Source organism: Pseudomonas sp. MWU12-2345 (assembly GCF_023242385.1).
Classification (GTDB): Bacteria; Pseudomonadota; Gammaproteobacteria; order Pseudomonadales; family Pseudomonadaceae; genus Aquipseudomonas; species Aquipseudomonas gingeri_D.
In genome coordinates, this window is sequence record NZ_JALLJA010000008.1 from 219398 (window position 1) to 243477 (window position 24080).

Consider the following 24080-nt stretch of genomic DNA (forward strand, 5'->3'; position numbering starts at 1 on the left):
TCCAGCAATGAAAAGAGCAACCATGGACGCTTCCCACCCCCTTCCCGACCCAGCTGTCGAGCTTGAGACCCAATCGCTCATTGAAGAGCAACAAGGCTTTGTGCACTCACGCAAGAGTTGGCGATTCGCGGATATCGGCAATCATCTGTTGTCCGTTTCCGCCGCAGCGATGGGGCCCCTGAACGAGGTCGAGCGGCTGACCTATACCAGCGCGTTTCGCTACCTCGGCAAAATGACCGAGGCTGTCGAAGCCGAGAATCGCAAGCTCGGCAGCGCCTTCGAGCAGGACGGGCTCAAGCGTTTGCGTGAAGCCTTGCGCGAAAGCACCGGGCGCGACCTGGACCCCCGCAAGATCTATATCCACACCCTGCACATGGAATTCAAGGAGAGCGGTTGGGTACCCGGCCAACGCAACAAGCGGGCCTACGATTCCAACGCACCGTTGGCCCATGTCTACAGTTTGTCGCTCTGGCAGGCGGCCTGCCTCAACTTCGGTTTCGGCGATCTGTTCAGCTCCAACCAGGTGCGTGCCAGCTGGATCAACGAGCGGCCCGGCCCCGGCTATCGATGGGGCTTCCCGCCCCATGAAATCAACCAGGTCAGCATGATGCCGATCCACGACTTCGTGAGCATCGCCCGCGAGCTGGATTTCGGACGCGATCTCAAGGCGCGCGTGGACAAGGCGCTGGGCGAGGGGGGCGTGCTGGGCCAGCACCTGGAGCAGATGGCCTGGGCCGAGATCCTGTTCCATCCCTACGAGGCCTATCGCAATGGCGCCGCCACCGGGGTCACCAACGCGCCCTTCACTGTCCTGCGCCATGCTTTATGGAGCGCGCCGGACAGCGTGACGGTGAATGCCGTATCGATCCGGCTCCCGGACAACGAAGTCGTGGCCATTCTGAAAAAGGTCAACCTCTCCTATCAACTGGGCAAGGCGCTTTTTGGCGAGAGCGACGTGATCTCCAGTTTTCTCGAACTGCCGTTGTTCACCTTCGAAATCGAGCGGTTCGACGGTGTTTTCAGTTACTACCCGAACCGCCTGGGCGGGGCGTTGCGTTATCACTGCGACAGGTCAACGTTCGAGACCGAGTTCAAGCAGCAGCTCAAGGACGACAATGGGCAAAAGCGCCTCAACTGGTTCCTGGCGCCGTTGAGTATCAAGCAGCAGGCCGTGGTGCGCGATATCGTCACCGAGCATCCACGCCCGGAAGGGCTGAACGCCGTGACCGGCGGGCTCTACGATGCCTTCCATTGGGCTTTTCCGGCGCCGCTGCTCGAAACACTCCAGTGGAAGTACCTGGAGCTGACGACCACGCCCGCGCAGGCATTGAGAGACTACTACCGACAACGTGACCAGCAGAACCTCAACGAACTGGCGGTCGAACGCTCGGTTCAGGATTGGCGCGCATTTATCGAAGGTGCCAGTGCGGTCCTCGATGAAGTGCTCGGCCTGTTGCTGTTGCCGGTGCCGGGCGGGCTGCGCGGCATGGGGCGGGTGGTGCAGATCGCCCTGTTCGGGAGCCTGGGCTACAACTTTATCCAGGGCCTGACGGAAGCGGCGAAAGGGCGCCCGGAGCAACTGGCCCAGTCGGTCATCGATATCGGCAATCTGTTGATCAGCGCGGGCCTTCATCGCAACGCGGTGAAGTGGTCGATGCGCCGTCACCGCGAACTGCAGCGTTGCCTGGGTGCCGTGCACCGGGTCCAGGTGGCGGGCAAGCATACCCTCTGGGCTTCCCGGCTGGACCGTTATGTCAGCGTGAAAATCGGTCTGCTGCATGGCGAAGCGGTGCGGGCCTCCGGGGTGATCGAACGGGAAGGCAAGCCATACGGCGAATTTCTGGTGGAGGGCGAACGGCGGGCATTCGAGCTGGCCCACGATCCCGTCTCCGGGCAATACACCCTGATGCATCCGGACCCCAACGTATTCCGCCCGGCGGTGAACTTCGACCAGGACCTGCAGCGTTGGCAACTGGCACTGGACAACCCCGAGCCGCCGACCCTGAGCCAACTGGGCGAGCGACTGCTGCCCGGCGGGCCCTTGACCGGCCAGGAGCTGACCCGCTTGAGCCGGATCAGCGGGAGCAGCTCGCACACCCTGCAGCGGGTCTGGGCGGGCGAGCCGGCGCCGGCCGCGCTGGTCGACACCATCAAGCGGCATAACACCGACCGCGCCCTGCAGGCCTTGAGCGCGCCATTGGTGTCGCGGCTGCCGTTGCCCGAGGAGGCGGATCGGGCGCTGTTCTCGGCGTTGACGCAATTGCCGGAGTGGCCGGACGAGCTGGCCCTGAGTATTCATGACCAGGAAGGCGCGCTGCTGGAGGCCTACGGGAAAAAAGACACCCTGGCTGAACATGATCTGCATGTTTCGATACGCCGTCTGGCGGATGGCGGGTATGTGGATCACGCTGCGCCGGAGGCCATCGCCGATCACGATCTGGGGCCGGTGGGGTTGATTCTTGGGTTGTTGCCGAGCGATGCGGCGATAAGCCGGCCCGTTGCGCCCAACCAGGCGTTTTCGAGCAGGGCCGTTATCCTCCGGCGGCGGGTGGTTGATCTTGTCATTCGTGAAAGAGTCCACTTGTTCGAAGCCCTGAGCCGTTATCCGGGGCGGCTGAAGTCCGAGCGGTCGGAATTGGCGCCGGGTCTGCGCAGGTTTCTTCCGGTGGCAAGCACGCCGCGACCGGCCTTGCTCGAACAGACCCTGACCCTGCATCCGGACCTGTCCCCCGCGCGGGTTGCCGAGTGGTGGCGCAGCCAGCCATTGTCGAGCGCCGAACGGGCCGGGTTCATGACCTCGGGCCTGTTGCCCGAAGGCCCTCGCCATGGGCTCGCGCAAGCAGCCAGAAGCCTGAGCCTGGAGCGGGCGCTCGATGGCATCTATCACCGCCGGGCCTGGAATGCGTCGACGGATGCCTGGGCCCGTGAAGGCATGGCGGCGCTGCTCGGGCAAAAACTCGGGATGACCCTGGAGATTACCGAGGTCCGGCCTGGGCAACCCGTGGCGCCGGTGGCCGCCGACCCGGCGGGCAAGCAGGTGCTGCTGCGCCATCACGGGCAGGGACGTTATGCGGTATTCGATACGCTCAGCCAGGATGAGCGCCCGGTCCCGGCGGGCGATGACAACTTCTACAAGGCGTTCAACCGCGCGTTGAACCGTGATGATCAGATCCGCCTGGGGATCAACGATGCGACAGCGGACAATGCCGGGCGATTGCGCCGCGACGCGGGGGACGCCCTGACGGACCGGCGCACCGAGGACGGTGATATACGGCCCTGGAACGATTCGGCGCAGGCCTACCGGCAACCCGTCGACCTGCCTGCCGGGCTGGAACCCGATTCGCTGGGGCTGTATCGCTGGCAGGACAAGACCTGGCTGCCCCTGGATGACGGGTTGTTCGAGGTCGACCGGCATCCGGTTTTCGACGACTGGGGCATCGAGCATCCGCGCTTGCCCGGAGCTTACCGGCTTGAGCTGGAGCACAACGGCGCCGGTGCCTGGTGGCATGAGCAGGAGCAGCCGCTGGAATGGGAAGGGCTGAAGCTGTTTCGGCGGCTGGGTGAGCGGGCGGCGGCGCAATCCGATGAGCTGGCGCGACAACTGATGGCGATCTGTGATGTCAGCGAGAACCAGTTGCGCAAGGTGCATGTGACCCGTTCGCGGGCACCGGGCCTGCTGATGGATACGTTGCAGCGGGTGGACAGTCATGTGCGGGTCGGCGACAGCCTCGATCTGCTGGGTAGCACCGGCCAGCTCGACAAGGTGCTGAGCCGGGCGCTCGAACAGTTGAACGATCAGGAACGCCTCGCACTCTTCGGTGACAGCGAGCGGGATGAAGCGAGCCGTGTGCAGGCGCTGGGTGAAAAAAACCGCGAGGACACCCGGGCACTCAAGAGCCTGCTGGGCAATGCGCTTGAGCGGGCCCGGGCGCCTGACAGCGATCCGTCGACCGCGCTGATTCGTCGGCTTTTCCCCAGCCTGCCGGAGCCGCTGGCCCGGGAGATCGTCGAGCAGGCCGATGACCCGCAGATCCGAGAGATGGAAACCGGCAAGCTGCCTCTGGCGCTGGGGCAAGAGGCGCGCTGGTGGATTCAGGATGTCCGGCTCGCTCGGGCGCTGGAAGGGTTTCAGGTCGACAGCCTGATCAATGGCGACAACGACCGGCTGGCCTTGCATCTGCTCGAACATCTGCCGGGATGGCCGGCCGACCTGCGTATCGAGATCCGCGAGACCTCGGCCTCGGGGACGCTGCTCGACAGCCTGGGCAGTGCCGATGCGTCCCAGCGGGCAGTGATCGTCAAGTCCGCCGAAGGCTACGCGCCTGCCGCCGGTCAGGGTCGTGGCCTGCATCCGGTGAGTCGCAACCTGATTCCCTCGATAGTGGCCGCGTTGCCGGAGCCCGCGCGCAGGGCGCTGGTCCCCAGCGGGTTTGCCAGCCAGTTGCGGCGAGACCTGGCCGGTGCGGCGGTCGCTGACCGTGGGCGGGCGAAGCGCTTGTTGGGCATGCGCCCCGAGATCCCCGGTTTCGTGCCGCCCCGGCGTCTGGCCGACGGCCGGGTCGGCTATGAACTGAGTGGTGGTGAAGGGCGGCACAATCGGCAATTGAAGCGTTTCAGAGGCCTGTATTCGGGCTATTCCTATGCCGAAGCGTCTCGGCAGTTGGCGCTGCTGGGCGAGGATTTCGCCAGTCGTGACGGGGTGATCCGTCAACGGGTTCGGGAGCTGGACGCACTCCGAGGCGATCTCAAGCGCTGGCGCCAGACGAGGTATAACGCTGAATCACGGGCGCATTTGTATCAGTTTGCCAAACGCATCAAGCAGTGTTGGCGCCGGGAAACCTTGCGCGCCCCCGCACAAAACAGTGGGGAAGCCGGTTACTTGCTGAGCCTGGACCGTCTGGAGGTCAGTCGCTTTCCGTTATTTCCCCGAGTGGCCGACTTTTCCCACGTCACGCGCTTGTCGATGCGCAGTATGCAGATCGAGGCGCCAGTGTTTCTCGAACAGTTCCTGCGCCAGTTCGTGTCGTTGCAAGAGCTGGATTTATCCTACAATCGTCTGTCCGATTTTCCTGCATTGGAAGGCTCGATGCGCGAGCTGCGCCGGCTCAAGCTGGCGCATAACCGCATTGTCTTTCCCCGGGGCGGTCATCGGCGCCTGGCTGGCATGAGCGAACTGGTTCATCTGGACCTGAGTGATAATCCGCTGGGGCATCCACCCGATCTCGACGAGCTGCATTTGTTGAGAAAGCTGGATCTGCACAATACCCGGATAGAAACCTTGCCTGAGGGAATCGAGCAACTGCGCCAACTGGTCTTTGCCGACTTGAGCGATAACCGCATTCGGGATATTTCGGGACGGGTCCTCACCGGGTTCGCGGCCGCCAGGGCAGAGGATGCTGAACCGGTAGCGGTGGCGCTGACCAACAACCCGCTTTCAGGCAATACGCGGTGCCGCCTTCAATATTTCAAACTGAGTCATCCCACTAGCCGTTTCGGTTTTGATGTGCCTGAACTGGGGGGGCTCGATCTGTGGCTGGGGGGGCATTCGGCGGGCCTCGACGAGGCGCTTACGCAGGCCTGGCGGAGCTTGTCCGACGCCTCGGGGGATGAGTTCCTGGGGTTTTTCAGCGAGTTGGCCAAGCTTCCCGAGTTGTATCTGGAGAGCAAGGATGCGATTCGCGACGACCTGGTCAGGCATATGGAGTACCTCTTCTCTTTGGGGGCACAGGATCGGGAGTTGCGTAACCGGCTATTCGATATCGTCCACTACGGTCGGCTGGGGGACTCGTCGGCCTTTGAGATTTTCCGGCAACTGGAGCTGGAGGCGTTTTATGCGTTCGCCCGTCGCCAGACCGAGGCGAGTGAGACGGAGCTGATGACCTTTGTGCTGGCCCGGGGAGAGTTCCGCTTTTTCACCTTGCACAATGAGGTGCACAGACAGAACGTCCAGAATCCGGAGGGGCGCTTTCGGGCCTACGTCTGCCAGCTCGGCGAGCTTCACCTGCCTCCGCTGTTTCTTGACGACATACCGCCGACGGTGCTTGAGCCAGGGGCGGCCGAGTCCATGCACGGGCTTGTCCTGCACGTCGAAACGACGCAAGGGCTGGACAATATCTTGATGGGCAACCGCCATTGGCAGACGTTTCTGAAGAACAGCCATATCAGCGAGCACGACCAGCTATTTGGCGAATTTTTCGACTATGAACCTTTAGAGGGCGAGACAACGCAGGACTACAAGAACCGTGGCGAAGCCTTGCAGCGTGAGTACCTGAGGCGGCGTGACGATTGGCTGAAGACCCTCACGCGCCGGGCACTGCCCAGGCTTTTCCGGGTAGACATCGAGGCCCGGCAGGATTAGCCGGGCCGGGTGCCTGCTCAGCCTTTCCATACCTGGGGATTGACCAGGTCGCGCGGGCGCTCGCCCAGCAAGGCGCTGCGCAGGTTGGCCAGCGCCCGGTTGGCCATGGCCTCGCGGGTTTCGTGGGTGGCGGAGCCGATATGCGGCAGGGTCACGGCGTTCTTCAGTTGGAACAACGGCGACTCGGCCAGGGGTTCCTTCTCGTAGACGTCCAGGCCGGCACCGCGAAGGGTGCCGTTTTGCAGTGCCTGGATCAGTGCCGGCTCGTCCACCACCGGGCCCCGGGAGATGTTCACCAGAATCGCGTCCGACTTCATCAGGCCCAGTTCGCGATGGCTGATCAGGTGACGGGTCTTGTCGCTCAGGGGCACCACCAGCACCACGAAGTCGGACTCGGCCAGCAGCGCGTCGAGGCTGCGGAACTGGGCGCCGAGTTGCTGTTCGAGTTCCGGCTTGCGGCTGTTGCCGCTGTAGAGGATCGGCATATTGAAACCGAGGTGACCACGGCGGGCCACGGCGGCGCCGATATTGCCCATGCCGACGATGCCCAGGGTCTTGCCGTGCACATCACCGCCGAACAGGGCCGGGCCGACACTGGCTTGCCATTGCCCGGCCTTGGTCCAGGCGTCCAGCTCGGCGACCCGGCGGGCGCTGCTCATCAGCAGGGCGAAGCCCAGGTCGGCGGTGCTTTCGGTGAGCACGTCGGGGGTGTTGGTGAGCATGATCCCGCGTTCGTTGAAGTAGGCCAGGTCATAGTTGTCGTAGCCGACCGAGACGCTGGAGACCACTTCGAGCTTGGCGGCGTTTTCCAACTGGGCGCGCCCGAGCTTGCGGCCGACGCCGATCAGGCCGTGGGCATGGGGCAGGGCTTCGTCGAACTGAGCGTTGAGATCACCGAGCTTGGGATCCGGGACAATCACTTCGAAGTCTTGGCGCAGGTGCTCGACCATGGCGGGGGTGACGCGGCTGAAGGCGAGTACGGTCTTTTTCATCGCAGGGCTCATCGAACGGCGGGAATGCCAAGCACGCTATCATTTTTCGTCGGATTTGTGCGGTGGATTCTGACTTTGTAGGAGCGAGCTTGCTCGCGATGGTGGTCCAGACACCGCGGGGTATCAGATGCCCCGCGTTATCGTTGACGCCCATCGCGAGCAAGCTCGCTCCTACAACAACATTCAGTTGGCGATACGCACGTTTTTCAACTCATACGCCGCCAACTCGGCCTGATGGCCCGCGAGGATTTCCGGCAATGTACTGCGCAAGTGCTCGACCCAGGTCTTGATCTTGGCATCCAGGTACTGGCGCGACGGATAGATCGCATACACATTCAGCTCCTGGGACCGATAGCTGGGCATCATCCGCACCAGACTTCCATTGCGCAGCCCCTCGATCGCGGCATACACCGGCAACACCCCAACCCCCATGCCGCTGGTGATCGCCGCCTTCATCGCATCGGCGGAGTTGACCAGAAACGGCGAGGTCGCAATGTTCACCACTTCCTGACCATCCGGACCATCGAAGGCCCAGCGGTCCAGGGCGATCACCGGACTCACCAGGCGCAGACAGGCATGGTTGAGCAGGTCGCTGGGCCGTTGCGCGCAGCCATTGGCTTTCACATAGGCCGGTGAGGCACAGACGATGCTGTAGGTGATCCCCAGGCGCTGGGAGACAAACCCCGAATCCGGCAATTCGCTGGCCAGCACGATGGACACGTCATACCCCTCGTCGAGCAGGTCCGGCACGCGGTTGGCCAGGGTCAGGTCGAAGGTCACGTCCGGATGGGTCTTGCGATAACGGGCAATCGCATCGATCACGAAATGCTGGCCGACCCCGGTCATCGAGTGCACTTTCAACTGCCCGGCCGGGCGCGCATGGGCGTCGCTGGCCTCGGCCTCGGCTTCCTCGACATAGGCCAGGATCTGCGCGCAACGCAGCAGATAACGCTTGCCGGCCTCGGTCAGGGCGATACGCCGGGTGGTACGGTTGAGCAGGCGGGTTTGCAGGTGGGCCTCAAGAGCCGAGACCGCGCGCGAGACGTTGGCCGTCGTGGTGTCCAGTTGCACGGCGGCGGCGGTAAAACTGCCGGCCTCGGCCACGCAACTGAAGGCGCGCATATTTTGCAAAGTGTCCATGGAAGGCTCTCTGGGGTGACGGTAAATTGTGACACGAAGTAACAGGGTGATGGGCATACGACCAAGGGATTATCGCGCTAACGGTAACAAAGCTTCACAGAAAGGCCATCTTATCGTCTGACAGGCCACCCTCTAGAATTGCCCCGACCTGTGTGCACCCTCCAATCTCAAGAACACCTCATAACTGTAGGAGCAGGGCTTGCCCGCGAAGCTTTTGGCGGCCTCAAGTGCCCCTTCGCGGGCAAGCCCTGCTCCTACAGGACGGCGTTGTGACCAATCCCGTGCTCACAGAAAACCGCTTTTCTCCCCACCCCAGGAATTTGCAGCAGTGCCGCGTCGCATCAGCAGAGAGCTGAAGACTCTCAGTGTTTGGGCTTTATCCTTGGCTATCAGCGGTTGCATCGGCACCGGAGGTATTGCTCCACAGGGTCAGGCCCTGGCCGCCAATACCCTGCTGACCGACCAGGCGATCCAGGGCGCCGAGCGCGACGCGCACTGGCCGGCCGCGCAGTGGTGGAAAGCCTATGGCGACCGCCAACTCGACCAGTGGATCGACCGCGCCGTGCAGGGCAGTCCGAGCCTGGCCATGGCCGCCGCCCGCGTGCGCCAGGCCCGGGCCATGGCCGGGTTGGCCGAGTCCGCCGAGTCGCTGCAGATCAAGGGCGACGCCGCGCTCAAACGGCATAACTGGGCCAACGATCAGTTCTACGGCCCCGGCGAGTTGGCGAGCACCACCACCTGGGACAACAATGCCGGGCTGGGCCTGAGCTATTCCCTGGACCTTTGGGGTCGCGAAAGCAACGCCAGCGAACGGGCCGTGGACCTCGCCCATATGAGCGTTGCCGAAGCGCGCCAGGCCCGGCTCGAATTGCAGAACAGCATCGTCCACGCCTATATCCAGCTGTCATTGCACTACGCCGAGCGCGATATCGTCGAAGCCACCCTCAAGCAGCAGATGCAGATTCTCGACCTGGCGCAAAAACGCCTGAACGGCGGCATCGGTACTCATTTCGAAGTCAGCCAGGCCGAGACACCGCTGCCGGAAACCCATCGCCAGCTCGATGCGCTGGACGAAGAGATCGCCCTGAGCCGCAACCAGCTGGCCGCCCTGGCTGGCGTCGGTCCAGGGGAGGGTGCGCAGTTGCAACGCCCGTCGCTGTCCCTGCACACCGCGTTGAAACTGCCCTCGGCCCTGCCCGCGCAATTGCTCGGCCAGCGCCCGGACGTGGTCGCCAGTCGCTGGCAAGTGGCGGCCCAGGCCCGTGGCATCGATGTCGCCCACGCCGGCTTCTATCCCAACATCGACCTGGTCGGCAACCTCGGCTACATGGCCACCGGCGGCGGCCCGCTGGCGTTTCTCACCGGCAAGAAATTCAACTATGGCGTCGGCCCGGCGGTGTCCCTGCCGATCTTCGACGGCGGCCGCCTGCGCGCCGAACTGGGCGAAGCGGCGGCGGGTTATGACCTTGCCGTGGCGAAATACAACCAGACCCTGGTCAACGCCCTCAAGGGCATTTCCGACCAGTTGATCCGCCGCGAGTCCCTGGACAAGCAGCAAGTGTTCGCCGCCCAGTCCGTGGCCTCGGCGCAGAAAACCTACGACATTGCGATGGTCGCCTACCAACGCGGCCTGACCGACTACCTCAATGTGCTCAACGCCCAGACCCTGCTGTTCCACCAGCAGCAGGTCGAACAGCAGGTCCAGGCGGCGCGCCTGAGTGCCCATGCCGAACTGGTCACCGAACTGGGTGGCGGATTGGGCGCGGGCAACGACGTACCGGCCGAGAACCGCACCGTGGCGAACAAACCTCCGGCCGTGCTGGCTGCCTTCGATCACTGAGAACCGCGTCATGACTCCCTTGCCCGCCCCGGTGCGCTGGCTGTACTCCCTGGAATGGCGTCGCGGCTTCTTTGACTGGGCCCGTAGCGACGGCGTGACCTGGATCTATATCTTCAAGGTCCTGGCCGCCGCCTTCCTCACCCTGTGGCTGGCGATGCGCCTGGAACTGCCGCAGCCGCGGACCGCGATGATCACCGTGTTTATCGTGATGCAGCCGCAGAGCGGCCATGTGTTTGCCAAGAGCTTTTACCGTTTCCTCGGCACCCTGGCCGGGTCGGCGGTGATGGTCGCGTTGATCGCCCTGTTCGCCCAGTACACCGAACTGTTTCTCGGCGCGCTGGCGATCTGGGTCGGGCTTTGCTCGGCCGGCGCGCAACGCAACCGCAACTTCCGCGCCTACGGTTTTGTCCTGGCCGGCTACACCGCCGCGATGGTCGGCCTGCCGGCCCTGGCCCATCCGGAAGGGGCCTTTATGGCGGCGGTATGGCGGGTACTGGAAATCTCCCTGGGGATTGTCTGCTCGACCTTCGTCAGCGCCGCGATCCTGCCGCAGACCTCCAGTGCGGCCATGCGCAACGCGCTCTATCAACGCTTCGGCGTGTTTGCCGGATTTGTCAGCGCCGGCTTGCGCGGCAGTCATCCGCAGACCGCGTTCGAGGCCGCCAACGTCGGCTTTATCGCCCAGGCGGTGGGCCTCGAAGGACTGCGCAGCGTCACCGTGTTCGAAGACCCGCATATGCGTCGACGCAATGGTCGGCTCAATCGCCTGAACAGCGAATTCATGACCCTGACCACCCGCTTCAACGCCCTGCACCAGTTGCTCGAACGCCTGCGCAGCCGGGATCGGACGCAGGTGCTGGCAGCCATCGAACCGGGTTTTCCGGGACTGGGCGAACTGCTCGACGATTTTGCCGGACGCGCCCTGACCGACGCCGATGCCCAGCGCCTGGCGAGCCGCCTGGCCGACTACAAACTGGGGTTGCCGGAGCAGGTACGCAGCCTGCGGGCGAGTTTCCTGCAAAGCGAACCGAGCGAAGCCGACCTGCTGGATTTCCACACCGCCTACGAACTGCTTTATCGCTTCGTCGAGGAACTGCACAGCTACGCCCTGACCCACGCCTCCCTGGCTGATCACCACCACGAACGCGAACAGTGGGACGAGCCTTATGTGCCGAAAACCAACTGGCTGGCGGCCTCGGCCTCGGGGATTCGCGCTGCCTTCGTGCTGATCGTGCTCGGCAGCTACTGGGTGGCAACCGCCTGGCCGAGCGGGGCGACCATGACCCTGGTCGCCGCGGCCACGGTCGGCCTGGCGGCGGCCACGCCGAACCCCAAGCGCATGGCGTTCCAGATGGCGTGCGGCACCTTGCTTGGGGCGTTGATCGGTTTTGTCGAGATGTTCTTCGTCTTCCCCTATATCGACGGCTTCGCGCTGTTGTGCCTGACGCTCGCGCCGGTGATCGTGCTCGGCGCCTTCCTGGCCTCGCGTCCGGCGTACGCGGGCGTCGGCCTGGGTCTGCTGATCTTTTTCAGCATCGGTTCGGTGCCGGACAACCTGACGATCTACAACCCCTATGCCTTTATCAACGACTACATCGGCATGGTCATTGGCATGCTGGTGTGCGCGGCGGCGGGGGCGATCATCCTGCCGCCCAACAGCCGCTGGCTATGGCGGCGGCTGGAGCAGGACCTGCGCGAACAGGTGGTGTTCGCCATCAGCGGCAAGCTCAAGGGCCTCGGCTCGACCTTTGAAAGCGGCACCCGCGACCTGCTGCACCAGGCCTATGGCCTGGCCGTCCGGCAGCCGAAAGTGCAGAGCCAACTGTTGCGCTGGATGTTCGTGGTGCTGGAAGTCGGCCACGCCATTATCGAGTTGCGCAAGGAACAGGCGATCCTGCCGGTGCACCCGGCCTATGCCGAATCGCAGCCGTGGCGCCAGTCGATCCGGGTCATGGGGCGGGCGCTGATGCGCCTGTTTATCCAGCCCAACGCGAGCAACCTGGAGCGCGCCCTGGTGGCGGTGGACCATGCTATCAGCCGGGTCCAGTCCACCGACGAACCTTTTGCCCGGCACTTCGACACCTCGGCGCTGCGCCGGGTGCAGAGCTACCTGCACTTTATCCGCACCTCGTTGCTGGACCCGCAATCCCCGTTGGCCGACCTGAGACTCTCTCATGCCCCGTGAAATAGCTTTCCACGGCGTCTATATGCCGACCATGACCCTGATGTTCCTGATTGCGGCGGGGTTGGGCTGGGCGCTGGACCGCTTTATCGCCAGCCATGACCTGTACCGTTTTTTCTGGCATCCGGCGCTGTTGCGCCTGAGCCTGTTCTGCTGCTTGTTCGGCGCCTTGGCGCTCACTGTCTACCGTTGAGAACGACCTGATGAAAAAGCTTTTCAGCCTGATCGCCACCTTGCTGGTCCTGGCCCTGGCGATCTGGATCGGCCGGGTCCTGTGGGTCCAGTACATGGAAACCCCCTGGACCCGCGATGGCCGGGTACGCGCCGACATTATCAATGTCGCGGCGGACGTCACCGGTGAAGTGGTGGAGGTGCCGGTGCGGGATAACCAGGTGGTGAAAAAGGGCGACCTGCTGATGCGCATCGACCCTGAGCATTATCGGATTGCGGTCAAGCAGGCGCAGTCGCTGGTGGACTCGCGCAAGGCCACCTGGGAGATGCGCAAGCTCAATGCCCATCGCCGCGCCGACCTGGACAACCTGGTGATCTCCAAGGAAAGCCGCGACGACGCCAGCAACACCGCCGACGCGGCCCTGGCCGACTATCAGCAGGCCCAGGCGCAGCTGGAGGCGGCGCAGTTGAACCTTGCGCGCACTGAAGTGCGGGCGGCGGTGGACGGTTACGTCACCAACCTCAATGTGCACCGTGGCGACTATGCGCGGATCGGCGAGGCGAAGATGGCGGTGGTCGATATGAACTCGTTCTGGGTGTATGGCTTCTTCGAAGAGACCAAGTTGCCGCATCTCCAGGTGGGTGATCCGGCGGATATGCAACTGATGAGCGGCCAGGTACTCAAGGGGCATGTGGAGAGTATCTCGCGGGGGATCTATGACCGTGACAATCCCGAGAGTCGTGAGCTGATTGCGGATGTGAACCCGACGTTCAACTGGGTGCGCCTGGCCCAGCGGGTGCCGGTGCGGATTCATATCGACGAGGTGCCGGACGGGGTGCTGTTGGCGGCGGGGATTACCTGCACGGTGATTGTCAAGCCGGCGGGGGCCTGACGATCGCCAAGAGCTTAAGGGGCTCCACAAACACCCGCTTCTCGCACCATCACGATCAGGCGCCGGTGATCTGGTTGACACCGGTGATTTTGCCGTTCCAGATCATTTCGTAATGAGCGGTTTGAATGATCGATAAGACCGGGCGTGGGGTCATCAGCGCCCAGCAGTGGTTGCCCGGATGGCGCACGGATCGGTAGCGCAGGCCGGGGCACCGTTCACTCTTGGCCGCCTTCCCCAATGCGTGGGAATGGGTGTAGTCATCCGGATCATAAATGGGGTCTGCCAGAGGGATGGACATGGCATCTTTCATTGCCGCGTCAGTGAACTGACAAGAAAGCCCCCGGAAAACAAAACGTTCGTAGTTGAGGCCCTGCACCTTCGACCAGTAATGGTTCTGGTGATGCCGCACCTCGGCCAGTGCCGTTTCCATCGTATCGGCCAGATACAGCACGCCAAAACTGCCATCGCTGAACCGCGACCCCGCCGGATTGACGTGAGTGAAGGGCGCCGTCGCGTACGCGCATCCGGGAATGCCGAAGGGGATCTCATCGCGTGAGATCAGTTCCAATCGACCCAGCTCATTCTGCAGCCTTGGATTGGTGAGGGCCTGAATCTGGTAAAGCACCTCGAACTCATCCGCGTCCGCCACGTCATCGAACAAGGCAATCGGTGGGAACTTGGAATTGACCAATCGGTAAGCTTGCAAGCGCTCACCGGGCAACGTCGGCAAATCGCCTGTTTTCACCATTGCGCGCCCCGCAGGGCGTCAATCCGCCGAAACGTTTCGTACAGCGAGATCATGTCGCCCTGCGCCATGATGTCCAGCGGGGCACGTCCGTTGAAAAACTCGTTATCGTTCGCCATCGCCGGAAAACCATAGGCGTTCTCGGGATTATCGAAAATGCCGCGCAAGGCCGCGTGGATGTTCAAAACGAAGCTGATCCGTTGCATCTGGTCGGCATCCAGGGCAACGGACCACTCGGGATCACGTTGTTTGGCGCGGGTGTAGGTGCTGCGGGAAATACGCAAGATACGACAGGCCTGGTCACTCGAGGCCTGCCATTTTTCGAGTACGCCCACGGCGGCTCTCAGACCTGTCACGCCATGCGCTTTGGTCAGTCCTGGAGCGGGTGAGGTGACTGTCATGATCATATCCTTGAAGTATAATCTGTGGACTCAATAATATTAAAATTGAGTCTGTAGATTTTAATCCTACTCTTCCAAGGCTGACAGTGCCACAGGCTGCCTTATGACTGCCCCAAAAAAACATGTACTGATTTCTCAGGCCTGAGTGAAGGTCTCATGCAGATGCCGCCACAGCACCGGCCCATCCGACTGTTTCTCAAACACCGCCGTCGATAGCCGGTCTGTACGCGTGCCCGTGTCATCGGCCTGCCATTCGCGATAACGAACGATGGCGCCGGCTTCGTGCAACGCAAACACTTCAAGCTCGCCCAGGGTGATGGTGCAACCCGGTCGACGTCCGCCCGCACCGGCAAACAGCTCGCCCAATCCCGACTTGTCCAATGGCCTGCCCGTCGGCGTGACCATTGAAAAGGCTTCCGAGAACCGCGCCAGCAGCGGCGCCAACGCGTCGTTCTCCAGGGCTCCGGCAAACCATTGCTCGATGACTTTATGGGCTTCGAGCACTTCATTGAGGTACAGCGCTTTATCGCTCATGCAGGTTCTCCTTGTTTGGGGGTTAACAGTGCCAGCACCGCTGGCGTATCGAGACGAAAGACGGCGAACAGCGGCACCAGGGTCAACGCCGCGGCAATCAGAAAGCACCCGTGAAACCCGAACGGCGTGCTACCCAACTGATCCAGCAGTCCCATCAGTAGCGCCGCGCCGAGGCAGAAGCTCAGTTGCCGATTGATATTCCACACCGAGCTGGCGTGGCCCATGCGTGGTAACTCGACATCGAGAAACGCGCAGTTGTGCGCGGTACTGCTGCACAGGCTGCCGCCGAGGCCCATCAGCGCATAGGCGATGATCGGCAGCGGTCCGTGGGGATCAATGATCAATACCAACAACAGGATGCCCAGTGCCTGGGCGAACATGCCCGCCAGCAACAAGGGCTTGGGGCCGAGTCGGTTGAAATGGCGCTTGCCGAACACAATCGCCACCCCCGAGGCCAGTGCCCAGGGCAGCATCAGGGCACCGGTCTGCGCCGCGCTCGCCCCCAGGCCACGCAGATAGAGAATTGCCACCAACTGGGTGCCGATAAACACCCCGGGGACGAACAGGTACACCAGCATCGCCAGGCGCAACAGCGGAATACGTGCCACCTGGGCTGCACTCCACAGGCCGCGATGGCTGAACCCTGGCCGCTGGGCCGGGCGCACGTCCGGCTTGAACCACAACCCGGTCAGCAGCAGAGGCAGCAGTGCCAGCGGGATATTGGCGTAGAAGATCCAGCGCCACGACGCATGGTCGACAATCAGCCCGCCCAGCGCCGGGGACAAGGCCGGGATCAACAGGGCCACCAGCATCATCCGCGAGGTCAGACCGGCGCGTTCGTTCACCGGGTAGTTGCGGTAGGCCATGGCCTGTCCGACCGGGATCAGCAAACCGCCGCCCAGGCCCTGCACCAACCGCCAACCGATCAGCGCCTCAATGGAGCCGGCCTGGGCCACGCACCAGGAGGCCACGGCGAACAGCACCAGCGAGGCCGCGATCAAGCGTCGCTCGCCGACCAGCGCCGCCAGCCAGACACTCAGGGGAATGATCGCCGTCAGCCCAAGCATATAGGCGTTCCCGACCCAGGCCAGTTGCGTCACCGTGGCCCGCAGCTCATGGCCGATTTCCGGGTAGGCGACATTGGCGACAAACATGTTCACCAGGTCCAGGGAAAACCCCAGCAGATACACCAGGGCGATTTTCGAGCGATAGCTCATGACGGTCTCCATCGGATAAGGCGACAGGTTAGGTCGCCGGCAAGGCTTGGGAAACCGCGCATTGACTGCTAGTTTGTCAAAAATATTTTGACAATGGAGGCCTTGACCCATGGTCAGCCTGGATCGTTTCGAGACCTTCAAGACCGTGGTAGAGGCCGGTTCGCTGACCGCCGCCGCCGAACGCCTGGGGCAGACCCGGGCCGTGGTCAGCTTTACCCTCAAGCGCCTGGAGGCCGAACTGGGGGTGACCCTGTTGACCCGCAACACCCGGCGCCTGGCCCTGACCGAGGCCGGCGAGCGCTTTTACGGGCGCTGTCTGAGCATGCTGGAACAGGCCCGGCTGGCGATCGACGAGGCGCGTTCGGAACATACGCAACTGCGCGGCACGCTGCGGATCACCACCACGGTCGAATATGCCCTGGCCAAGGTGGTTCCGGCGCTGGAGCTGTTCCGGCGGATTCACCCGGAGTTGAAGGTGCATCTGTCGACCTCCTCGACCCACGCCGACCTGATCTCGGAACGTTTCGACGTGGCGATCCGGCTCGGCCAGGTCTCGGATTCCAATCACCGGGCCACGCAGCTCGCCACGTTCAAGATCTTTGCCGTGGCCTCGCCGGAGTTTGTTGCCGGGCTACCCGGCGGCGAGTTGCACACCTTCGAGGACTTGCAACAGGTGCAGAGCCTGGTGCATCGGCGCCTGGGCGATCTGGGCCTGACCCATGTGCAGAGCGGCGAGCCGTTTTTCTTCCGGCCGGCGGCCGAGCAGTCACGGATTGTCGCGGACAATTCCTCGGTGCTGCGCGGTTTTGCCCTGGCGGGGCAGGGCGTGGCGATTTTGCCGGATTGGTTGGTACGTGAGGATCTGGAGGCAGGGCGCCTGTGCCGCTTGTTGAACGGCTATCGCTTTGTCGAACAAGGGATTTATGCCCTGTACCCGGACACTCGGCATTTGCCGTTGAAGGTCCGGGTGTTTATCGACTTCATGAAAGAGCACGCCTGAGCGGTCGTTACAGCCGTACCCCCAAACCAAAGCGCTTCATCAACACCTTTTCCAGCAGCCCCTTGGGCAGCAACCAGGCCATCAACGGCAAGGCCCGGCTGCCATTGCCCAGGCGCAACAGCCGTGGTGGTCGGTCCTGCTGCACGGCCTTGAGCAAGTCGGCGGCCACGCTGGTGGCCGGGGTCGGATTGTTTTGCGAGGCATTGGCCCGCGCGCGAATCCCCTCGCGCAGCGGCCACCAGGGCGATTGCTCGCCAATCAACTGTTCAGCCTCATGCCCGGCATTCTTGGCAAAGCTGGTATCGATAGCCCCGGGCTGCACTTCCATCACCCGGATCCCGAACGGCGCCAACTCCATGCGCAAGGCATCGCTCAAGGCATGCACCGCCGCCTTCGAGGCGCAATAAGCCCCGGCGAACGGCGTCACCAGCACCCCGGACACGCTGCCGATATTCACCACCAGCCCTCGGCCGCGGCGCAACACCGGGAGCATCGCCCGGGTCACCCCGACAATGGAGAACACATTGGTTTCGAATTGCCGACGCATCGCTTCAACCCCGCCATCGAGCAGCGGTCCCATGGCGCCGTAACCGGCATTGTTGATCAGCACATCAAGGCCGCCGCACTCGGTGTTGAGCCGTTCGCCGAGTCGCTGCAGGGCATTGCCATCATTGACGTCCAACTGCACGGCGGTGAACCCGGCTGCCGCGAGCGCCGCCACATCATCGGCCCGACGCGCCGAAGCCCAGACCTGGTAACCCGCGTGCTTGAACACATCCGCCAACGCGCGGCCGATGCCGCTGGAACATCCGGTAATCAGGGCAACGGGCATGGCACTTCCTTAGTGGGCTTGTCGAGAGTCGAAGATCTCTGAGAATACCCCGTCCGAGACAAAAATGAGCGAATCGAGGCCCTTCTTTACCTCGTCCTTTTGCGTGCCATACATGTGTGTCTGGTTGCCATGACCATCCAGAAAAAACAGGGCCGGGAGGTACTCCAGTTTGATCTCCGGCTGGAACAGTTTGAAAATCGGGTAACTGATCTGATAGAACGCCACCCGATCCCGGTAGGGGCCCGCGGCCAGGGCCTCAAGCAAGGGCTTGAGCTTGTCGCACGGTGGACAGTTACGTCTATAGACCAGCACCACGGCGGGTCGGGGCCGGATCAATGGCACCTCCAGGCTGCCCAGCTCTGCCCTGAACGCTTGTCGAGTTTTTATCTCGATGACCGTGTTCGTCCCTTTCATGCTCGATGCCCTGCCGCCCTGTTTCGGTGTTGGGGAGTATTCAACGTCAAATGTGATCCAATGTAACCTGTCAGAAATGACGGGTGTCAAAGCGCCATCATTGCTGAGCGAGTCGGCTGAAAGAGTGTTACCGCAGGTGTACTTCCATAAAATCAAGGGGTTGTGGTCAGAAATCGGGGGGCTGCGTTGTAATGGATGGGTCGTTTTATGCTCGATCTTGGTCGTTAATAGTGAGTCATGGGGTCACGTTATCGCCTGGGCCGGCCGGCATATGCCCTGTTTGGCGCTTTCTTATTTCGTTAATCACTAAAAAACTGTCATTTCTGACAGTAGATGAGGCCCCCGGATTGCGCCCACATTAGCTCCCAGCAGATCTGCCTGGAGCCCGGCGATGGACCCACAAGAGAACTTCAGCATCACGCCGCCGTCGCTGCCCAAGGGCGGCGAAAGGGAATAGTCTTCGTGAATATCCTACCGGCTCAGATCCGAACTCATTTTCGGAAAGCCTCCGGCTATGAGCAAATACCTACCCGTTAAGGCGAACACGGTCCCTGTAGGAGCTTGGCTTGCCAGCGAAGAGGCCCGTGAGATCGCTAAAAGCTTCGCGGGCAAGACCTGCTCCTACAAGTTGCGTAGTGTTTTCAATATCCCATTTTCTTGACTGCCTGACATTGGACCGTGGGCAGCTCAATACCATTTATCGGGCCTGTCATTTCTGACAGTAGCCGGCAGCGTGGATCAGGTGATTACTAGATCCGGTATCCCAGCAGAACCTGAGTCAGGTCGGTTTGATCGGTGGCATTCATACTTAGATGCATCGGGAACAGCATTGAGGAGAACCACGTCGTGAAGATTCGCGTTCTGTCCGACCTGCATCTTGAGTACGACGAACCGCTTGCCATCCCGCACGTGGAGGCCGATCTCGTCGTGCTGGCCGGTGATATCCACAACCATGCGAAAGGCCTGCGTTGGGCGGCGGAAAACTTCGATTCACAGGTGCCGGTTATTTATGTGCCGGGCAACCACGAGTATTACGGTGGTGAATTCGCTGCACTCGAAAGCGCGATGCAAGCCGCCGCGCGCAGCTTGCCCAATGTGCATTTCCTGAACAACACAACGTTCACGGAGCGAAATGGCCAATGGCGGGTCCTCGGTACTACGTTGTGGACAGACTTCTCGTTGTTCGGCGCTGGCGATGTGGCGCTGCGCGAGTCCATTGCAGAGGCCGAGCGGGTCATACTCGACTACCAGGGTGTGATTCAGGTCTCATCGCCCGAACTCGAAGCCCCGCTACGTTCGTTTACTCCCCGCGACTCGCTGGCGCTCCACAAGCAAGCGCGAGCATGGCTGGAAGATGAGCTGGTAAAACCCTTCGATGGCCAGACGATTGTGGTCACGCACCATGCGCCGCTCAGGCCAAGCCTGGCGGAGAAGTTCGCGACGGATCGCGCCTCGGCGGGTTATGTGAGCGATCTGCCTTCCCTCGTGCGCGCGCCGGTTGCGCTGTGGGTCCATGGTCACACCCATACCGCATTCGATTATTTCGCAGAAGGAACACGTGTGATCTGTAATCCGCGTGGATATAGCGATCAACGTTCGAGGGCACCTGAAAACCCGTTGTTCACATGGAACAAGGTCGTCGAGATCTGAGCCACCGGATACAACTCACCGCGAGGAAATACGTTTTCGGTGTGAGTAAGTGGGCAAAAAACACCCCCGACTCCCTGGCTGCGGATAGGGGGTACGCAGCCAGCGAGGCGGGGGTGAGTGGAACACTGTAGGTTACTGGGCGATGGTTTTCACCTCCTGCTCCGGCGCCGTCGAACGCCCGTACACATCTTCAAACCGCTCGATATCGTCCTCACCCAGGTAGCTACCGGACTGCACCTCGATAATCTCCAGCGGAATCTTCCCCGGATTACGCAGGCGGTGCACCGAAGCAATCGGGATGTAGGTCGACTGGTTCTCGCACAGCAGGAACACCTTCTCGTCGCAGGTCACCTCGGCCGTGCCGCTGACCACGATCCAGTGTTCGGCGCGGTGGTGGTGCATCTGCAACGACAGGCAGGCCCCCGGCTTGACCGAGATGTGCTTGACCTGGAAACGCCCGCCCATGTCCACCGAGTCATAGGAACCCCAGGGCCGGTAGACCTCGCAGTGGTTCTGGGTTTCGCTGCGGCCCTGTTCGTTGAGGGTGTTGACCATCTGTTTCACGCCCTGAACCTTGTCCTTGTGGGCGATCATCATGGCGTCCTTGGTTTCGACCACGACTATGTCTTCCAGGCCGATCACCGAGACCAGCTTGCCGTTGCCGTGGATCATGCAGTTGTGGCTGTCCTGGATCACCACGTCGCCCTTGCTGACGTTGCCGTTTTCGTCCTTTTCATGCACGTCCCACAACGATGACCAGCAACCCACGTCACTCCAGCCGGCGCTCAATGGCACCACGCAGGCACGCTGGGTTTTTTCCATTACCGCGTAGTCGATGGAGTTGTCCGGGCACTGGGCGAAGGTGGCTTCGTCGAGGATCACGCCGTCGCCGTCCTGGGTGCTGCGCTCCAGGGTCAGCAGGCAGGTGTCGTAGATGTCCGGGTCGTGCTTTTTCAGCTCTTCGAGGAAGCGGCTGGCGCGGAACAGGAACATGCCGCTGTTCCAGAAGTAACCGCCGGCTTCGACGAACTCGATGGCGCGTTTTTCATCGGGCTTTTCGACGAATTGCGAGACTCGGCTGACGCCTTCCGGCAGTAGCGCGTCGTTGCTCGACTTGATGTAGCCGTAGCCGGTTTCCGGTTTGGTTGCCGGGACACCGAACAGCACCATTTCACCGCGCTCGGCGGCTACCGTGGCCAGGGCCAGGGCGCGTTGCAGGGCTTTCTGGTCTTCGAGCACGTGGTCGGCGGGGAGGACGAGCATCAGTTCGTCGCGGCCCTCGTTGACCAGCAGCATGGCGGTCAGGGCCACGGCCGGGGCGGTGTTGCGGCCGAAGGGCTCCATCAGGATGCGCTGGGTGGTGAGCTGACGGCTGCTCAGTTGTTCGTTGACGATAAAACGGTGGTCCAGGTTGCAGACCACGATGGGGCTTTCCATGCCGTCGAATACCAGGCGTTCCAGGGTTTGCTGGAACAGCGTTTCCTTGCCGGTAAGGGCGAGGAATTGCTTGGGAAACTGCTTGCGCGAAAGCGGCCAAAGACGTGAGCCGCTACCACCTGAGAGGATTACTGGAATCATGGTGTTACTCCTTTAAGCGATCTATGGGTTAGAGCTACTGCGTTCTGTCGTTTCACTCTTGTTGTTGTTGTTTCGGGCCGGACGGTCACTGATCCTGAGAACACCCGTATCTGTAGGAGCTGGGCTTGCCCGCGAAGCTTTTGGCGCCCTCAAGGACGCCTTCGCGGGCAAGCCCTGCTCCTACAGGTCGGCGGTGTTCGTGGCTCCTGTGGTTGTTCGGCGAATGGGTCGGTGGTGTTCGTGGGGCCTGTTTTCGTCCGGCGAATTCATTAGCGGGTCGAAACCGGGCGCTTGACCCACACCGGCGACAGGTTGCTGCCGTTTCCCGTGACGTAGAGCACCGCCGCTTCGCCGCGCTCCAGGGCCACCGGCTTGAGGTCGCTGACCTTGGTGCCGCCGTCGTACAGCGCAAAGCTGACTTTCACCGGGTTGATCTCACGCTCTCCGCGACCTTTGGCCGCCACCGCCTGGACCACGTCGGTCTTGCCGTCGGCGGTCTTCAGGGTCAGGGCCTTGTCACTCAGGTTCTGCACCCGCACCAAGGACTTCTGCTTGTTCTTGAACGGCGGCTCTTCGATCAGTTGCGGCTGGCCGCCAGCGTTGTTGACCAGGGTGTAATAGTGGTCGGCGGCCAGTTTCAGCGGCAGGGCCTGGCTACCGACCTTGGCGCTGTAGTCGCCGCCGGGCATAAAGCTGAAATCACTGCTGGCCAGCGGGGCGACGTCATTGATCGCGGTGGCGCCGATGGTGGCGCTGACTTCCTGGTTGCTGGCGTTGTAGATACGCACAAAGCTCGAGCCTTTCGGCGCGACCGGGCCGTACAGCGCGGCATCTCCACCCGCCCAGACCGGCAGGGACAGCAGGCTCAGGCCGGCAGTCAGGGCCAGGGTTTTGACCATGCGCGGTTGAGTGTTTTTACGAGTGATGTTGAAGGTCATGGTAAGTACCTCTTTCAGTTTTGCGCCCGTATAGGCGACTCGGATTTAGATGTGTTCTGGACCAGGTTCTGTTGACGGATTCCAGCGGCTTTCAATTGCGCGACCCACTGCGGGTCGGCATCGCCGATTTCGTTGTTGACCGGCAGGTAGCGCTCCGGGAATTCCCAGATCAGCAACTGCGGCGGGCTGTTCTTGAAGGCGTCGCTTTCCAGGTAGGCAAGCATCGGCAGGATCGGGCCGTGGCCGTCTTCGGCGTAATTCACCACGTCGCGGTGCAGGGCCTGTTTCAGCGCGCCGACGAAGTTCCAGTTCGGGTTGGCGCTGTAGCTGGTGCCGATCAGCGCCACCGGGACTTCGGTGTTGGCGAACAATGCGTCTTCGCCGGCCGGCTGATCGTCCACCGCGCGGGTGGTGCGCTTTTCCAGGGGCTCCTGGGGCGGCATCAGGTTGCTGAACAGCGGGTCCAGCGGCAGGAACAGGGTCAGGTCGCCCTTGTGCTGTTCGATCTTCTCGGCTTCGGTGACAAAGCGTTGCGGCTCGCCACTGAGTGGAGCGTGCTTGCCGATGGCGTCGGCCAGTTGGGTCGCGGCGATTTGCGCGCCGTCCGGGGTCCAGTGGGTGTCGGTGCGCAGGAATACTTGCCGGCCTTGGTCCTTGGCCTGTTGCAGCGGGCCGAGCAGGTCGGGGGCGAGGATCCGGTCGGCGGCGACCCGGGCGTGGAAGTCCTGGTAGAGGTTGGCGTGGATGCTCGCCGGACGGACATCGCCCAGGTGTTCCGGGTACAGGCGGACCTTGGCCGGAACGATCGCCATCACCAGCTTCACGCCCTTGGCCTTGAGGGTCTGGCGCACGCCTTCGACCAGGGCGTAGTTGTCTTGCAGGTTCTGCTGCTCGCCGGCGATGGGGTTGAATTCCTCGTCGCTGTAGAGCCACTGGTCACGGCCCAGCACCACGCCGGGACGGCCTTCGTTGAACAGCTTGAAGTCCAGCGCGGCCCAGAGGTTGGTGCCCAGGCGCTTGATCGGGAATTCGCCGTCGTAACGGGTTTCCACCGCCTTGGTCCAGCGCCCGTCGAGCAGGGTGGCGTCGGCGTTGGTGCTGAAGCCGATAAAGCTGCGCAGCGACCACAGCCCCAGCGCCAGCAAGGTGGCGAGGAACAGGGCGATGTAGAGGATGCGTAATGAGCGGGTCATGG

Annotated in this window: 18 protein-coding genes; 7 read left to right on the top strand and 11 right to left on the bottom strand. The window is 62.4% G+C overall.

The features are described from left to right. Window positions 1-22: 22 nt before the first annotated feature. Entirely contained in the window at window positions 23-6358 is a 6336-nt protein-coding gene (locus M5C71_RS17885; protein ID WP_248768409.1) for a leucine-rich repeat domain-containing protein, read from the top strand. Between the two features lie 17 nt (window positions 6359-6375). On the opposite strand, the gene M5C71_RS17890 is transcribed toward M5C71_RS17885, so the two are convergent. Together M5C71_RS17890 and M5C71_RS17895 are read right to left on the bottom strand one after the other, a co-directional pair. Beyond that, window positions 6376-7350 carry a D-glycerate dehydrogenase gene (locus tag M5C71_RS17890; protein WP_248768410.1) on the bottom strand — a complete coding sequence of 325 codons (975 nt, stop codon included), beginning with the start codon at window positions 7348-7350 and terminating at the stop codon, window positions 6376-6378. 183 nt (window positions 7351-7533) lie between these two features. After that, the gene (locus tag M5C71_RS17895; protein WP_152740008.1) at window positions 7534-8490 is read right to left on the bottom strand and encodes a LysR family transcriptional regulator; all 957 of its coding nucleotides are present in this window, start codon (window positions 8488-8490) and stop codon (window positions 7534-7536) included. A 328-nt stretch (window positions 8491-8818) separates the two neighbouring features. Between M5C71_RS17895 and M5C71_RS17900 the strand changes: the two genes are divergently transcribed. Genes M5C71_RS17900 through M5C71_RS17915 form a run of 4 tightly spaced genes read left to right on the top strand, consistent with a single transcriptional unit; the run spans window position 8819 to window position 13576 of the window. Next, entirely contained in the window at window positions 8819-10330 is a 1512-nt protein-coding gene (locus M5C71_RS17900; RefSeq protein WP_103498500.1) for an efflux transporter outer membrane subunit, read from the top strand. Between the two features lie 10 nt (window positions 10331-10340). Further along, complete coding sequence (locus M5C71_RS17905) at window positions 10341-12515, top strand: FUSC family protein (protein ID WP_248768411.1); 2175 nt, start codon at window positions 10341-10343, stop codon at window positions 12513-12515. Continuing rightward, window positions 12505-12705 (top strand): DUF1656 domain-containing protein, encoded by a 201-nt coding sequence (locus M5C71_RS17910; protein WP_040064387.1) that lies wholly within the window; start codon window positions 12505-12507, stop codon window positions 12703-12705. The genes M5C71_RS17905 and M5C71_RS17910 overlap by 11 nt, the downstream gene beginning before the upstream one ends. A 10-nt stretch (window positions 12706-12715) precedes the next feature. Then, on the top strand, window positions 12716-13576 hold the full coding sequence (locus M5C71_RS17915) for an HlyD family secretion protein (protein WP_248746805.1): 861 nt from the start codon (window positions 12716-12718) through the stop codon (window positions 13574-13576). Window positions 13577-13631: 55 nt separating this feature from the next. Here M5C71_RS17915 and M5C71_RS17920 read toward each other — a convergent pair whose 3' ends face one another. From M5C71_RS17920 to M5C71_RS17935, 4 genes are all read right to left on the bottom strand, one after another. Continuing rightward, complete coding sequence (locus M5C71_RS17920) at window positions 13632-14324, bottom strand: RES family NAD+ phosphorylase (RefSeq protein WP_103498497.1); 693 nt, start codon at window positions 14322-14324, stop codon at window positions 13632-13634. Beyond that, window positions 14318-14722, bottom strand: a complete 405-nt coding sequence (locus M5C71_RS17925) for an antitoxin Xre-like helix-turn-helix domain-containing protein (protein WP_248768434.1) — start codon at window positions 14720-14722, stop codon at window positions 14318-14320. Before M5C71_RS17925 ends, M5C71_RS17920 begins: the two co-directional genes overlap by 7 nt. A gap of 135 nt (window positions 14723-14857) precedes the next feature. Further along, window positions 14858-15256: a DUF4440 domain-containing protein gene (locus M5C71_RS17930; protein ID WP_248768412.1), complete on the bottom strand. Its 399-nt coding sequence runs from the start codon at window positions 15254-15256 to the stop codon at window positions 14858-14860. Then, window positions 15253-16473, bottom strand: coding sequence for an MFS transporter (locus M5C71_RS17935; RefSeq protein ID WP_248768413.1), 1221 nt, complete (start codon window positions 16471-16473; stop codon window positions 15253-15255). Before M5C71_RS17935 ends, M5C71_RS17930 begins: the two co-directional genes overlap by 4 nt. A 109-nt stretch (window positions 16474-16582) precedes the next feature. Here M5C71_RS17935 and M5C71_RS17940 point away from each other — a divergent pair, with 109 nt between their 5' ends. After that, window positions 16583-17473: a LysR family transcriptional regulator gene (locus M5C71_RS17940; RefSeq protein WP_248768414.1), complete on the top strand. Its 891-nt coding sequence runs from the start codon at window positions 16583-16585 to the stop codon at window positions 17471-17473. 7 nt (window positions 17474-17480) lie between these two features. Here the strand turns inward: M5C71_RS17940 and M5C71_RS17945 are convergent, their stop codons facing one another. Both M5C71_RS17945 and M5C71_RS17950 read right to left on the bottom strand, forming a co-directional pair. Next, on the bottom strand, window positions 17481-18305 hold the full coding sequence (locus M5C71_RS17945; RefSeq protein ID WP_103498492.1) for an SDR family oxidoreductase: 825 nt from the start codon (window positions 18303-18305) through the stop codon (window positions 17481-17483). A 9-nt stretch (window positions 18306-18314) separates the two neighbouring features. Next, the gene (locus M5C71_RS17950) at window positions 18315-18719 is read right to left on the bottom strand and encodes a thioredoxin domain-containing protein (RefSeq protein WP_103498502.1); all 405 of its coding nucleotides are present in this window, start codon (window positions 18717-18719) and stop codon (window positions 18315-18317) included. An 846-nt stretch (window positions 18720-19565) separates the two neighbouring features. On the opposite strand from M5C71_RS17950, the gene M5C71_RS17955 reads away from it, so the two are divergent. Then, the gene (locus M5C71_RS17955) at window positions 19566-20369 is read left to right on the top strand and encodes a metallophosphoesterase (protein WP_103499718.1); all 804 of its coding nucleotides are present in this window, start codon (window positions 19566-19568) and stop codon (window positions 20367-20369) included. Between the two features lie 132 nt (window positions 20370-20501). On the opposite strand, the gene M5C71_RS17960 is transcribed toward M5C71_RS17955, so the two are convergent. The 3 genes from M5C71_RS17960 to M5C71_RS17970 all read right to left on the bottom strand — a co-directional run bounded on the left by M5C71_RS17960 (window position 20502) and on the right by M5C71_RS17970 (window position 24078). Then, on the bottom strand, window positions 20502-21947 hold the full coding sequence (locus tag M5C71_RS17960) for a mannose-1-phosphate guanylyltransferase/mannose-6-phosphate isomerase (RefSeq protein WP_103499719.1): 1446 nt from the start codon (window positions 21945-21947) through the stop codon (window positions 20502-20504). A gap of 269 nt (window positions 21948-22216) precedes the next feature. Then, window positions 22217-22885: an alginate O-acetyltransferase AlgF gene (locus tag M5C71_RS17965; RefSeq protein WP_103499684.1), complete on the bottom strand. Its 669-nt coding sequence runs from the start codon at window positions 22883-22885 to the stop codon at window positions 22217-22219. Window positions 22886-22899: 14 nt separating this feature from the next. After that, window positions 22900-24078, bottom strand: a complete 1179-nt coding sequence (locus tag M5C71_RS17970; RefSeq protein WP_103499685.1) for an alginate O-acetyltransferase — start codon at window positions 24076-24078, stop codon at window positions 22900-22902. Window positions 24079-24080 lie beyond the last annotated feature (2 nt).